Source organism: Amycolatopsis sp. 505, assembly GCF_031625235.1.
Taxonomy (GTDB): Bacteria; Actinomycetota; Actinomycetes; order Mycobacteriales; family Pseudonocardiaceae; genus Amycolatopsis.
Window position 1 is genome coordinate 388,701 of sequence record NZ_JACKQP010000003.1, and the last position, 13,527, is coordinate 402,227.

The window sequence follows — 13,527 nt, forward strand, 5'->3', positions numbered from 1 at the left end:
ACTAGTTGAGTGCTTCGCGCTGGATCTGCCCGAACTGCGCCGCCATCGCTTCCGCCAGCGCCTGCGCGGCGGAGAGCGGCCGGACCATCACGGTGAACTCGTCGATCAGGCCCTCTTCGTCGAGGTGCAGGAAGTCGCAGCCCTCGACCCGCACGTCCCCGATCCGGGCTTCGAAGACGAGCGCGTGATCCCGGCCTTCGCCGCCGGTCAGCTCGCGCACGTACCGGAAATCCTCGAACACGCGCAGCACGCCGCGCAGGATCGCCGCGGTGATCGCCTTGCCCGGGTACGGCTTGAACGCGACCGGGCTGCGGAAGACGACGTTCTCCGCCAGCGTCGCGGCCATGGCGTCGGGATCGCGGGCCTCGACGGCCTTGCGGAAGCTGTTCATTGCGCACCTCGCCTACTCAATTTGTTGACTATCGAGGTCAGCGTACCCGTTCGCCTTGGGTGACCGCCCGGCAGCTCTGTTCGGCGGCCAGCATGGTGCGCACCCACTCGTCGAGGCCGAAGACCTCCGGCCCGGCGATCGGCTGGACGCCGGCGCCGGGCAGGCGGACGACGCCGTCGGTGGTCGAGCCGTCCGCGATGCCGCCGGCGAACCCCGGGGACGAGATGGCGAGCCGGTCCGTGACCGGGGGTTCGCTCGAACGGAGGAGGGCGCTACACGCCGGCCCGGCGGGGCTCGTACTGCGCGCGCAGGGCCTTCTTGTCCGGCTTGCCCAGCCCGGTCATCGGCAGCGACTCCGCCACGATCACCTGCTTGGGCACGTGCACCGGGCCCTTGCGCTCGCGCACCGCGGCCTGGATCTCGGTGGTGAGCCGCTCGAGGTCGTGGTCGGCGTCCTTGCGCAGGACCACGACCGCGGTCACCGCTTCGCCCCACTTTTCGTCCGGGGTGCCGATCACGCCGACCTGGGCGACCGCCGGGTGCTCGGCGACGACGTCCTCGACCTCGCGGGGGAACACGTTGAACCCGCCGGTGACGATCATGTCCTTGACCCGGTCGACGATGAACCAGAAGCCGTCCTCGTCTTCGCGGGCGACGTCGCCGGTGTGCAGCCAGCCGTCGCGGAAGGTCTCGGCGGTGATCTCCGGCAGGTTCCAGTACCCGCCGGCGAGCAGCGGCCCGGCCACGCAGATCTCGCCCGGCTCGCCGGGGGCCACCGGGTTGCCGTCGGCGTCGAGCAGCGCGGTGCGCAGGAAGGCCGACGGACGGCCGCAGGAGGCGAGGCGGGCGTCGTCGTGGTCGCCCTTGGCGAGGTAGCTGATCGCCATCGGGGCCTCGGACTGACCGTAGTACTGGGCGAAGATCGGGCCGAACCGGTCGATCGCCTCGCGCAGGCGCACAGGGTTGATCGACGCGGCCCCGTAGTAGACCGTCTGCAGCGAGGACAGGTCGCGGGTGCGCGAGTCGGGGTGGTCCATCAGCGCGTAGAGCATGGTGGGCACCAGCATCGTCGCGGTGATCCGCTGCTCTTCGATGATCCGCAGGGTGTCGGCGGGGTCGAACTTCGGCACGACGACCAGGGACCCGCCCTTGATCAGCGTCGGGGCGAAGAACGCGGCGCCGGCGTGCGAGAGCGGGGTGCAGATCAGGAACTTCGGCGCCTCCGGCCACTCCCATTCGGCCAGCTGGATCTGCGTCATCGTGGTCATCGCCTGCGCGGTGCCCATGACCCCCTTGGGCTTGCCGGTGGTCCCGCCGGTATAGGTGATGGAGACGACCTGGTCCGGCGGCAGCACGGCGGGCGCCAGCGGCCCGGGTTCGAACGTCGCGGCGGCCGCGGTGAGGTCCTTGCCGACGTGGGCCAGCGGCTCCGGCACCGGCCCGATGGTGAGCACCTGCGTCAGGCCGGGGACCTTGTCGAGCAGGCCGAGCGCGCGGTCGACGAAGGCGGGCACCGGGTCGATGATCAGCGTGGTGATGCCGGCGTCGCCGAGGATGTAGGCGTGGTCGTCGAGCGACCCGAGCGGGTGCAGCGCGGTCCGCCGCGAGCCCTGCAGCTGCCCGGCGGCGATGATGAGCAGGACTTCCGGCCGGTTCAGCGACAGCAGCGCGACCGGCGCGCCGGTGCCCGCGCCGAGCGCCTCGAAGGCCTGGGCGTACTGGCTGACCTGCTCGGCGGTCCGGCCCCCGGTCATCGTGGTCTCGCCCAGCACCATGACGGGCTTGTCCCGGTGCCGTTTCAGGGCGGAGACGACCAGGTGGCCGAGGTGGTTCGGATACCGCATCGCCTGCTCGTCCATCCCGGTCCCTTCCACGGCGCCAGACTAGAACACGTTATTGTTCTCGACAAGATACGGCGGTTGGGCGGGGTTTGTCAGCTCGGCAGTGTGGTGGAACAGGTTTCAGTGAGCGGGGAGGGCGCGCCGCGGCCTGCGGCGCGCCCTCCGGAACGAGCTCAGCCGTGCAGCCGGCCGAGGTAGCCGCGGTCCACCGCGACCAGCGACACGCTCACGTACCCGTCGAGCAGGGCCTTCGCGTCACTGTCGGCCTCGTACGCCGGCGACGGCACCACGTCGTACGACAGCTGGTACGTCCCGTCCGCCGCCGGGACGTACTTCACCCAGCCCGAAGCGACCCGGCTGACCTTCGTCCAGCGCACCGGCGACGCTCCCGCGCCCGGCGCCACGTCCGGCTGGTTGACGTTGACCAGGGCCATGTCCTGCACGAACTTCCACGTCCGGGGCGACGCCAGCAGGCTGAGGGTGACGTCGGCCGCGGCCCGGTACGTCTCCGTCGACGGGGGCGTGGCGCCCGAACCCGCGCTGACCGCCAGCGCCGGCAGACCCCGCTCGATCGCCACCGAAGCGGCGCCGACCGTGCCGGACATGCTGATCGGGATGCCGGTGTTCTGGCCCGCGTTGATCCCGGAAAGGACCAGGTCCGGCCCGCTCGTCCAGCCGAGCCGCTGCGGCAGGATGCCGGTCAGCGCCAGCTCGGTCACGTCCGCCGGGGTGAGGGACGCGCTGCCCGGGCCGCACGGGGTGGCGCCCTGGCACGCCCCCAGCACGAGCCCGTGCCCCGGCGCGCCCGCGCAGTCCGCGGCGAACTCCGCCGGCACCGCCGGCGGCGGCGCGACGGACGACGTGAACGACACCGCCGTGGACCGGCCCTTGCCGCCCTGGACCGCCCACGGGCCGACGATCGCCACGTCGGCTCCGGCCCGGCACAGCGCCTGCCGGAGCACGTAGATGCCCCGCCCGTCCGACCCGTCGGGCTTCGCCGCCTGCACCGAGTCGTCGTTGACCAGCAGAACCTTCTTGCCCCCCAGCGAAACCGGTTGATCGGGCCGCGGGCTGGCTTGAGCGGGCACGGCCAGCGACAGGGCAACCACCGCCGCGACCGCGACGCGCAAAGCCTTGAACCGCATCGCCACCTCCTCATTCGTTCGGAAAACTCAATCGTTCGGAATCGGCGCGGCCAGGGTAGCGGGAACGGCGGTGGCGAGGGGGTGTTTCGGCGGTTTCGCCGGCGAGCCCGCCCCGGACCGGGACGGGCTCGCGGTTGACACTCCTTTGTGGACGGTTACGGCACCGGGGTCGCCTGGGCCCGGGCCACGGCCTCGTCGCGGTCGGGTTGCAGCAGGTAGCCCGCGCGCAGGGCCCGGTCGGCCGCCGCGGTGAACCTGGCGACGTAGGTGGCGTGGTCCGGGTACAGCCGCCGGATCCGGTCCGGCGTCAGCGGTGTGGTCGTGCCCAGCAACAGGCACGCGCCGGGCACGTTGCCGCCACTGTTGTCGGGGGAGTAGGACGCCACCGGGACGTCCAGGTCGGGCAGCCGGACGCCGCCGAGGGCGTTCTGGTCGCCGTCGCGCAGGATGATCAGGTTGAGCAGCATCGAAATCGGCGCCGCCGTGGGCGGGGCCGCGCCGCCGCGGGCCCAGCGGTCCAGGTAGCGGAACGCCGCGTTTTCCGCATACCGGAAGGTCATGCTGTTGACCGGCTTGTCGCACGTCGTCGGGGCGCCGCCGTTGATGGACCCGTCCCGGGCGTTGGCCGCGTTGTACAGGTCCAGCCCGTACTGGTCGGCGTGGGCGGTGCCGGCCACCTCCCAGGTCCGCACCTGCGCGGTGTCCTGCCGGACCGAGGCGGACGCGATGACGTCGGTCTCCGACTGCAGGACGAACACCGGGACGCCGAGATCGGTGCGGATCTTCGCCGACAGCGGCCCGACGACGCCGTCGCCGATCGGGGCCGCGAGCGCGGCCCGGCCGTGGATCAGGAAGCCCTGGTAGCTGCGCCGCACCGGCTGGATCGCGTTGGCGAAGGTGGTCAGCCGGAGCGCGGACTGCGAGTGTCCCGAGCCCAGCACGACGGTCGGCGTCCGCCCGCCCAGCAGCTGCGGGTTCGCCCGGACCGCCTGCGCGGCCTGCGCAAAGACATCGTAGGACAGCGCGTCCCCGCCGAGGTCCACCGCGGCGTACCGGGCGGGGTCGAGGCTCTTGAGCTTGTCGGCACCGGCTTTCTGGGTCGTCACGCCGACGTAGGCGTAGCCCTCGCGGATGAAGTGCTCGTAGGACTGCGAGAAGTCCACCGGGATGTCGACGCCGAAGCTGACGTTGAGCCATTCGACCACGACCGTGCCGGTGAACCGGGCGGCGTCGCGCGGCCGCACGACGACCATCCGGGTCGTGTACGGGGTGCCGGTCGAGGCCACGCGCGTGGCCCAGCGGCCGGCTTCGGTCCACAGTCCCACCTGGTCGAACGTGTCGGCCTGGCCGGACAGCAGGTACTCCTCTTCGACGTACCCGCGGGCGGCGAGGTCGAGGACGCCGTGGGCGCCGCTCACCGGCCAGCCCCGCCCGGCGTTCGCGGGCACCGCCGTCACGGTGGGCGCGGCGGCGGACGGTCCGGCTTGGGCGACCCCGGGAAGCACCGAGGACGGCAGGAGCACGGTCAGCAGCACGAGCAGGGCTCTGCGCATGGGTAAACCCTTCTGGTGGGCGACGGCCCGCGAAGCGGCTCCCGGCTCCCCGAACCGTCCACATCGGACAGTGAGGCGGCGACCGGCCCGGTCACCGCCGTTGTCTTTACCCGCCGGTAATGGCCGGGGGCAACGTCCGGTCCGCGAATCGGGGGGAATCCACCCGGGATCGCTCAGGGATGTGACAACTCGACGGGCCCGGCACTCGGCGGAAAGCGAATTCACAGAATGTCCTTTCGGCGCCGCAACCTTGCGCAGGGGTCGCTCGTTGCGCGACTATCTCGGGACGTTCTGCACGTGCATCCGCACGGCGAGGGGGTGTGGTGACCGAAGTGGCGCCGGCGGTGGCCGGGACGACGGACGTCCCTGGCGACGCGGCTTTGATCGCAGCGGTCCGCGGTGGCGACATCGCGGCCTACGGCGAGCTCTATGACCGGCACCTCCCCGCCGCCCGGCGGGTGGCGGCCGCGATCGCGGCCAACCCGGCGGAGCGGGACGACCTGGTCGCCGAAGGATTCACCCGCGTACTACGGATTCTGCGTTCCGGCGAAGGCCCGGACGAGGATTTCCGGCCGTACCTGCTGACGACCATCCGGAACACGATGATCAGCTGGCGTCGCCGCGACGCCGCCGTCTCGGTGGTGGCCGAGGTTCCGGATGTGACGCCGAGCGCGGGGAGTGACGAGCCGGTCGGCGACCGGATGCACGCCAACGTCGCCGCGGACGCGTTCGCGAGCCTGCCCGAGCGGTGGCGGACGGTGCTGTGGCGGACCGAGATCGTCGGGGAATCGCCCGCGCGGATCGCGGAAGACCTCGGGATGACCCCGAACGGAGTAGCGGCGCTGGCCTACCGCGCCCGGGAGGGCCTGCGCCAGGCCTACCTGGACCAGCACGTCCCCGAAGCGCGGCGGCGCACCTGCAAGAACGTCTCCGCGCAGCTGGCCAAGTTCGTGCGCGACGGCATCTCCGACCACAAGGCGCACCGGATCGCCGCCCACCTCGACCGCTGTGCCGACTGCCGGAGCCTGGCCACCGGCCTCCGGGAGCTCAACGAGGAACTGCCGGCCTCCGTCGCCCCGCTCATCCTGGGCATCCCGGTCGCAACGCACTGGCTCACCGCGACGGCGACCGGGTCCGGCGCCGCCGGAACCGGCGTTTCCGTCCTGTCGTGGGCGACGGCGGCGAAGGTGGCGGCCGCGGGCGCGGCGCTGGTCACGACGGTGACGATCGGCGCGAGCACGTCCAGCGAAGCTCCGCCGCCGCTGTCCGGCGGCGAGGGCACGACGACCCAGCCCGTGCCGACCGGGCCGCAGGCCGGTTCCCGCGCCGGACTCCCGCCCGGCGGTGTCGCGCCGACGTCGGAGGCCGCGGGGACGGTGCCCGGCGCCACGGACGTGCAGCCGACCGGCGCGCAACCGGCGGGCGAGTCGGCGGGGGCCGCGGACTCCGGGGCCCCGGCCGTGACGGGCACCGGGAACGGCAACGGCAACGGCAACGGCAACGGCAACGGCAACGGCAACAACGGGAACGGCACCGGGAACAACGGCAACGGCCTCGGGAACGATCCGGCCGCGAAGGAGTCCAAGAAGGCGGCCAAGGAGTCGTCGAAGGCCGCGAAGTCGTCCGCGAAAGAGTCGAGGAAGGCCGAGAAGACGAAGAACCCCGGGGAATGACCCGGCGCCGCGCGGCGCCGGGTCATCCCGCTCAACAGGGTTGCAGCAGCCAGCAGAGCCGGTAGTTCGCCTGGTAGGTGGCGCCCGTCGCCGGCGCGACGACATTCTGCGTCCGCGCCCCGCCGTGCGCCCAGCCGGTGAAGGCGTACTTCATGTTCAGCGGCGGCAGGTTCTGCGGGCTGTTCGCGCTGATCGAGTTGGTCGATCCGGCGATCACCGTCCGGGAGAACGGCGTCCGCTGCTCGGTCCCGCCGACGGTGAGCATCGCCTGGCTCGGGCTCGAGGTGAAGTTCAGCGTCACCGTCTTCGGCTGCAGGTCGATCGTCTTGGACCCGGTCCGGCCGGTGGAGTCCGTCGCGGTCAGCGTCAGCTGCAGGTACGACGGGTACTCGTGGTCCGGCGCGACGAACGACCCCGCCGCGACGCCCGGGAAGTCCTGGACGTTGTGGGTGTGGCAGGTGCCGTTGGCCGCGCAGTGCCGGATGGCCAGCCGCCAGGACAGCGCCGAAGGTGGCAGCTCGCCGTCCTGGGCGTCGACGGCGCGGCCGGAGAACGGCACCGTCTGGCCCACCGACCAGTTCAGCGTGGTGGCCGGGGTGTCGATGACCGGCACCGGGTCGAGCCCCGCCGGGGTCCCGACGGTCACCCGGACCGTCGTGGTCGCCGAAGCGCCGTGGGAGTCGGTCACCCGCAGGCCGGCGTCGACCGCCGCCGCGGTGGTGTAGGTCCAGGTGGGCTTCGGGGCCGCAGAGTCGTCGTAGGCGCGGTCCGCGTCGAGGTCCCACGCGTAGGACAGCGTGTCGCCGGCGTCCGGATCGGTGGAGCCGGTGCCGTCGAACTGGACGGTCAGCGGTGCCGGGCCGCTGGACGGCGTCGCGGTGGCCGCGGCGACCGGCGGCCGGTTGCCGCTGCCCGCGTAGCTCACCCGGCGCAGTTCCCCGGCGCCCAGCGCGACGTAGAAGAGGTCACCGCCGGGACCGGTGAGCACCTGCACCGGCGTGTTGACGCCGGTCACGAACGGCACGAGCTTGCTGGGGCTCGGCTGGCCGGAGGCCGTCTGCATCGCCCAGATGCAGCCGCGGGAGGAATCGGCGAAGAACAGTGCGCCGGCGTACTCGGCCGGGTAGTTGCTGCCCGATTCGAAGGCGATCCCGCTGATCGAGGAGCCGCCGGTGGGACACAGGTCGGTGGCCACCACCTTGGCGCTGTGGTTGTAGGCGTAGAACGGCGCGGTCTGGCCGCCCGCCGAGTACAGCGATTCGCAGCGGTCGAGGTTCGCGCCGTCGTAACCGGCTTGGCGGCCGGTGCCTTCGAAGCAGGGCCAGCCGAAGTTCTCGGCCACGGCGTCGCCGGCGTTCGCGACGCGGTTGATCTCTTCCCAGGTGTTCCAGCCGACGTCACCGGCCCACAGCTCGCCGGTGCCGGGCCGGAACCCGAACCGGAACTGGTTGCGCGAGCCGTAGGCGATGACGCGCCGGGCGTTGGCGTCGGAACTGCTCGCGAACGGGTTGCCGGGCAGGCCGTCCCCGGTGTCGGGGTCGATCCGCAGCAGCGCGCCGTTGAGCAGCACCGGCTGTCCGGCGGCGCGGCGCGGGGACTGCGACCGCAGCGCGCCGCCTTCGGCCGACGGCGGGCTGAGGTTCGTACCGGCCGGCGAAGGCGGGTCGGCGCAGGGGTTCCCGACCTGGCCGTAGTCGGCGAAGTTGAAGCTGGCGCCGTCGCCGCCGCCCGCGTACAGGGCGCCGTCCGGGCCGAAGGCGAGTGCGCCGACCGAGTGGCTCGGGTACTGCTGGCACCAGCCGGTGACCAGCGGTTTCTCGCTGACCGCCGTCCCGCCCGGGCCCATCGTGAGCTGGGAGACGCGGCCGGTCACGACGCAGCCGGCGTCGGTCGCACCCGGCGGTGTCGGGCAGGTGTCGCCCCACTTCGGCGCGGTGCCGCCCGGGAGGGCGTCGAGGGTGTAGGAGACGTAGACGTACGGCCGGGCCGGGAAGGCCGGGTCGACCGCGAGCCCGAGCAGGCCGCGGTCCCAGAAGTCCTGGGTCGGGGTGCGCAGGTCGGCGAACACGGTCGCGGTCGGATCGGCCAGGTTGTCGAACACCTTGACCAGCCCGCTCTTCTCCGCGACGAACACCCGCCCGTCGGGGGCGAAGGCGGCGGCGGTCGGCGAGCTGAGGCCGCCGATGGCGAGCGTGTCGGTGAAGCCGGCGGGCACGGCCGCGGCGGCGGGTGCCGCGACGGCGAGCGCCACCGCGAGCGGCACGACCACCCCCGCGGCCAGTGCGCGTCTTGATCTTCGCGAAACCAGGAAACGACGTGGACCCATCACGAACTCCTCCTGCGGCGGGGACCGGACTGGCGCGAACGCCGTCCGGTATGGCGCCCGGCGTCCGAAAGTTGTTACGCCGACGCAAGAAAAACGCACGAACAGCTCAATCCCGTTAAGGGTCAACGACTTACCGCCGCCTCAACCTGCGGGACACCCGTCCGATTCCAGTGGTAACTCGCTCTTGATATCACTGATGCTAACGTGGTTAGTATCAGTGTGAACGTCGAGAAGGGGCACGCCATGATCGTCATCACCGGGGGCACCGGCCGGCTCGGGTCGCGCATCGTCGACTGCCTGCTCGAGCGGGTGCCGGCCGCCGAGATCGGGGTCAGCGTGCGCGATCCCCGCCGGGCCGCGGAGCTCGCCGCGCGGGGTGTCCGGGTCCGGCGCGGTGATTTCGCCGATCCGGAATCGCTCGCCGACGCGTTCGAGGGGGCGACCCAGGTCCTCGTCGTGTCGACGGACGAAACGGGCGCCGAAGCGGTGGCGCACCACGTCGCGGCGGTCGAAGCCGCACGCGCGGCGGGGGCGAAGCGGGTTCTGTACACGAGCCACCAGGCCGCGGCGGCCGATTCGCGGTTCGCGCCCATGGTCGACCACGCCACGACGGAGGGCCGCCTCGCGGGGGCGCCGTTCACCGCTCTCCGCAACGGTTTCTACGCGAGCACGGTGCCGTTGCTGCTGGGCGGGGCGTTGGAGACCGGCGAGCTGGCGGCACCGGCCGACGGCCCGGTTTCCTGGACGGCGCACGCCGACCTGGCCGAAGCCGCGGCGATCATCCTTGCGGAGGAAGGGCGGTTCGACGGCCCGACGCCGCCACTGACCGCCCCGGTGGCGTTGGACCTCGAGGACGTCGCTGCGCTGCTGACCGAGCTGACCGGGCGTTCCGTCCGGCGGGTCGTGGTGTCCGATGACGCCTGGGCGGCCGGGTTGGTCGGGCACGGCGTTCCGGCGGAGCGGGCGGAGTTGCTGCTGGGGATGTTCCGGGCGGCTCGTCGTGGTGAGTTCGCCACGGCCGGGCCGGACCTCGAAGCCCTCCTCGACCGCCCGGCCACCCCGCTCCGGACCGTCCTCGCCGAGGCACTCGAGCTATAAACCGGGTGTATAAACTCTGGCTATACACACCGTGTACAGTCGTCGCCATGTCGATCGGACTCACCCTGCTCGGGTTGCTGGAAAACGGCCCCCGGCACGGTTACGACCTGAAACGCGCCTACGACGACCGCTTCGGGCATGACCGCCAGGTGCACTACGGCCAGGTCTATTCGACGCTGGCGCGGCTGCTGAAGCAGGGGCTCGTCGAGGCCGACGGCGTCGAGGTGGACGGCGGTCCCGAACGGAAGCGGTACGCCATCACCGACGCCGGGGTCGCCGACGTCGCCGGGTGGCTGGCCACGCCCGAAAAGCCCGACGCCTACCTGCACAACACGCTCTACACCAAGGTGGTGCTCGCACTGCTGTCCGGGCGGCCCGCCGCGGACGTCCTCGACGTCCAGCGGGCCGCCCACCTCGACGCCATGCGTGCGCTCACCCGCCGCAAGACCGGCGGCGACCTCGTCGACCAGCTCGTCTGCGACCACGCGCTGTTCCACCTGGAGGCCGACCTCCGGTGGCTCGAACTCACCGCCGCCCGGCTCGACCGGCTGGCGGAGGCGATCCGATGAGCGAGCTGCTGCTGGAGGCCACCGGCGTCCGCAAGGCGTTCGGCCCCACCGAGGCCCTCTCCGGGGCGAGCCTGCAGGTGCGCGCGGGGGAGATCGTCGCCCTGATGGGCCCGTCGGGGGCCGGCAAGTCGACACTCCTGCACTGCCTGGCCGGGATCGTCCGGCCGGACGCCGGGACCGTCCGCTACCTCGGCGCGGACCTGGCCACCATCTCCGACCGGGCGCGCTCGGCGTTGCGCCGCACCGAATTCGGGTTCGTCTTCCAGTTCGGGCAGCTCGTCCCGGAGCTCACCTGCCTGGAGAACGTGGCCCTGCCCCTGCGGCTGAACGGCGACCGCGGCCGCGCGGCCGTGCAGCGGGCGCGGGCGGTGCTGGCCGAACTCGACCTGTCCGGTGTCGCCGGGAAACGGCCGGGGGAGGTGTCCGGCGGGCAGGGGCAGCGGGTCGCGGTGGCCCGTGCGCTGGTGACCGCGCCGCGGGTCGTCTTCGCCGACGAGCCGACCGGTGCGCTGGACTCGCTCAACGGCGAGCAGGTGATGCGGCTGCTGACCACGGTCGCCCGCGAACGGGACACCGCGGTCGTCCTGGTGACGCACGAAGCGCGCGTCGCGGCGTACTCCGACCGCGAGGTGGTCGTGCGCGACGGCCGGACGCGGCAGCTCGAGGTGACCCGGTGATCCGGCGCTGGGTGGCCGACCTGCTCCTCGGCGTGCGGCTGGCGATCGGCGGCGGCGGGGCCCGGACCGCGCTGGTGCGGCTCACCCTGATCACCGTCGGCGTCGGCCTCGGCGTCGCCGTCCTGCTCACCGCGACGTCGCTGCCGCAGATGCTCACCGCTCGCGGCGAGCGGTCCGCCGAGCGCACGCCGCTCGCCGGGGCCGTCCCCGGGGTCGACGCCGTTCACGTCGTCGGCCGCGGCGACGAGTTCCGCGGGCGCGGGATCCAGGGCTTCCTGGTGCAGCCGACCGGGCCGCACCCGCCCGCGGTGCCCGGCGTCGACCGGCTGCCGGGGCCCGGCGAGGCGGTGCTGTCCCCGGCCCTGCTGGACCTGCTGCGGTCACCGGAGGGGGAACTGCTCCGCCCGCGGTTCCCGCAGCGGGTGGTCGGCACCATCGGCGACGACGGGCTGACCGGGCCGAACGAGCTGTACTTCTACCTCGGTTCCGACACCGTCGTCCGGCAGCCGCAAGCCGTGGCGGTGAGCGAGTTCGGCCGCCTGACCCAGCGGCGCGCCCTCGAACCGATCGAGCTGCTGCTGGTCGTGCTGGGCGCGACGACGTGCCTGGTGCCGGTGTTCGTCTTCGTCGTCACGAGCACCCGGCTCGCCGCCGCGTCCCGCGACCGGCGCCTGGCCGCGCTGCGTCTGGTCGGCGCGGACCGCGGCCAGGTGCGCCGGATCGCCGCCGGGGAGGCCCTGCTCGCCTCGCTGGCCGGGCTCGCGGCCGGCGCGGGCCTCTTCCTGCTCGTGCGGGCGCTCGTCCCGCGGATCACGGTGTCCGCCTTCCGCGGCGGGATCTTCGCCGCCGACGTCGTGCCCGACTGGCGCCTGGGCCTCCCGGCCTTGCTGGCGCTGCCGCTGCTGGCGTGCGCGACGGCCGTCTTCGCGCTGCGGGGGGTCGTCATCGAGCCGCTCGGGGTGGTGCGGCGCGCGACGCGGCTGCGGCGGAAGCTCTGGTGGCGCCTCGTGCCCCTGGTGGCCGGCGGGGCCTTGCTGGCCGGCAAGCCGGGCACCGAAGACACCCGGGACCCCTTGGTGGTCGGCGGGGTGGTGCTCGTCCTCGTGGCCGTGCCCCTGGTGCTGCCGTGGCTGGTCGAGCGCGTCGCGGGCGTGCTCGGCGGCGGTTCGCCCGCCTGGCTGCTGGCCGTGCGGCGGCTCCAGCTGGACAGCGCGACGGCCGCGCGCCTGGTCAGCGGGATCGCGGTGGTGCTGGCGGGATCCATTGCGCTGCAAGGTGTCTACGCCCGTGCCGAGAGCGACCGGCCGGTGGATCGGGACGTCCGGGTGCTGGCGACCGCCTTCGCCACCGCGCTCGCCGACGTCCCGGCCTTCGCCACCGCGCTCCACGCCCTGCCCGGGCTGGGCGGCATCCCCGTGCAGACCCGCGCCATCCTGTACGACGCCGCGGGCCGGAAGGTCTCCGCCGTCGTGGGAACGTGCGCCGAGCTCGAGGTCGCCGACTGCCGCGACGGTGACGTCTACGCGACGGGCACCGCGGCGGCCGGGGACTACCGGCCCGCACCCGGGGACCGGCTGTGGTTCTACGACGCACGGCAGACCGACCCGTCGGCGCCTCCACAGTGGACGGTCCCGGCGGGCTACCACGTCACCGGAGGCGCCGGCGAGGCGCCGGCCCTGCTCGTCACGACGGCGGCCCTGCGCACGGCGACGAGCGTCGGGCTGAGCTCGACCGCGCGGATCCCGGCTGCCGGGCCGGATCTGGTGGAGCAGGTCCGCAACGCCGCGGGCTGGAACGGCGTCGTCAGCTCGCTGGGCACCGAACGGGACGGCACCTACGCGCTGATCACCCGGGTGCTGTCGGTGGGGTCGTTCGTGGTGCTGCTGCTCGCGGCGGCCGGCCTGCTGATCGCCGCGGCGGAGCAGCTGCGGGAACGCCGGCGCAGCCTCGCCGCGCTGAGGGCGGGCGGTGTCGGGCGCGGGGTGCTCGCCCGGTCGTTGTTGTGGCAGCTGGCGATCCCGGTGGCGGTGGCGGTGGTCGTCGCCGTGCTCGCCGGGCTCGGCCTCGATTGGCTGCTGCTCACGCTGGTCGTCCACCGCCCGATGGTGGTCGACGTGGCGACCACCGTGCTGCTCACGCTGACCGCGGCCGCGGCGGTGCCGGCCGTGACCGCGGTGACGTTGCCGGCGCTGTGGCGGACGTCGAGCCTGGAGCACCTGCGGGAGGAGTGAGCCGGCGGTACAACCGCCGTACA

Annotated in this window: 10 protein-coding genes; 5 read left to right on the forward strand and 5 right to left on the reverse strand. The window is 73.1% G+C overall.

The window, feature by feature from the left end; genetic code table 11:
• Window position 1 precedes the first annotated feature (1 nt).
• The 4 genes from H5965_RS13350 to H5965_RS13365 all read right to left on the reverse strand — a co-directional run bounded on the left by H5965_RS13350 (window position 2) and on the right by H5965_RS13365 (window position 4,930).
• Window positions 2-391: a nuclear transport factor 2 family protein gene (locus H5965_RS13350; RefSeq protein WP_310969981.1), complete on the reverse strand. Its 390-nt coding sequence runs from the start codon at window positions 389-391 to the stop codon at window positions 2-4.
• Window positions 392-663: 272 nt separating this feature from the next.
• Window positions 664-2,265 carry a fatty-acid--CoA ligase FadD8 gene (fadD8, locus tag H5965_RS13355; RefSeq protein WP_310969982.1) on the reverse strand — a complete coding sequence of 534 codons (1,602 nt, stop codon included), beginning with the start codon at window positions 2,263-2,265 and terminating at the stop codon, window positions 664-666.
• Between the two features lie 140 nt (window positions 2,266-2,405).
• Window positions 2,406-3,377, reverse strand: a complete 972-nt coding sequence (gene surE / locus H5965_RS13360; RefSeq protein ID WP_310969983.1) for a 5'/3'-nucleotidase SurE — start codon at window positions 3,375-3,377, stop codon at window positions 2,406-2,408.
• 155 nt (window positions 3,378-3,532) lie between these two features.
• Window positions 3,533-4,930: an alpha/beta hydrolase domain-containing protein gene (locus H5965_RS13365; protein WP_310969984.1), complete on the reverse strand. Its 1,398-nt coding sequence runs from the start codon at window positions 4,928-4,930 to the stop codon at window positions 3,533-3,535.
• Between the two features lie 323 nt (window positions 4,931-5,253).
• Between H5965_RS13365 and H5965_RS13370 the strand changes: the two genes are divergently transcribed.
• Window positions 5,254-6,603 (forward strand): sigma-70 family RNA polymerase sigma factor, encoded by a 1,350-nt coding sequence (locus H5965_RS13370; protein WP_310969985.1) that lies wholly within the window; start codon window positions 5,254-5,256, stop codon window positions 6,601-6,603.
• Between the two features lie 31 nt (window positions 6,604-6,634).
• Here the strand turns inward: H5965_RS13370 and H5965_RS13375 are convergent, their stop codons facing one another.
• Window positions 6,635-8,929: a PQQ-dependent sugar dehydrogenase gene (locus H5965_RS13375; protein ID WP_310969986.1), complete on the reverse strand. Its 2,295-nt coding sequence runs from the start codon at window positions 8,927-8,929 to the stop codon at window positions 6,635-6,637.
• Between the two features lie 243 nt (window positions 8,930-9,172).
• Here H5965_RS13375 and H5965_RS13380 point away from each other — a divergent pair, with 243 nt between their 5' ends.
• Genes H5965_RS13380 through H5965_RS13395 form a run of 4 tightly spaced genes read left to right on the forward strand, consistent with a single transcriptional unit; the run spans window position 9,173 to window position 13,504 of the window.
• Entirely contained in the window at window positions 9,173-10,027 is an 855-nt protein-coding gene (locus H5965_RS13380; RefSeq protein ID WP_396136906.1) for an NmrA family NAD(P)-binding protein, read from the forward strand.
• 47 nt (window positions 10,028-10,074) lie between these two features.
• Window positions 10,075-10,596, forward strand: a complete 522-nt coding sequence (locus H5965_RS13385) for a PadR family transcriptional regulator (RefSeq protein WP_310969988.1) — start codon at window positions 10,075-10,077, stop codon at window positions 10,594-10,596.
• Window positions 10,593-11,273: an ABC transporter ATP-binding protein gene (locus tag H5965_RS13390; RefSeq protein WP_310969989.1), complete on the forward strand. Its 681-nt coding sequence runs from the start codon at window positions 10,593-10,595 to the stop codon at window positions 11,271-11,273. The genes H5965_RS13385 and H5965_RS13390 overlap by 4 nt, the downstream gene beginning before the upstream one ends.
• On the forward strand, window positions 11,270-13,504 hold the full coding sequence (locus H5965_RS13395) for an FtsX-like permease family protein (protein WP_310969990.1): 2,235 nt from the start codon (window positions 11,270-11,272) through the stop codon (window positions 13,502-13,504). The genes H5965_RS13390 and H5965_RS13395 overlap by 4 nt, the downstream gene beginning before the upstream one ends.
• The last annotated feature ends 23 nt before the right edge of the window (window positions 13,505-13,527 follow it).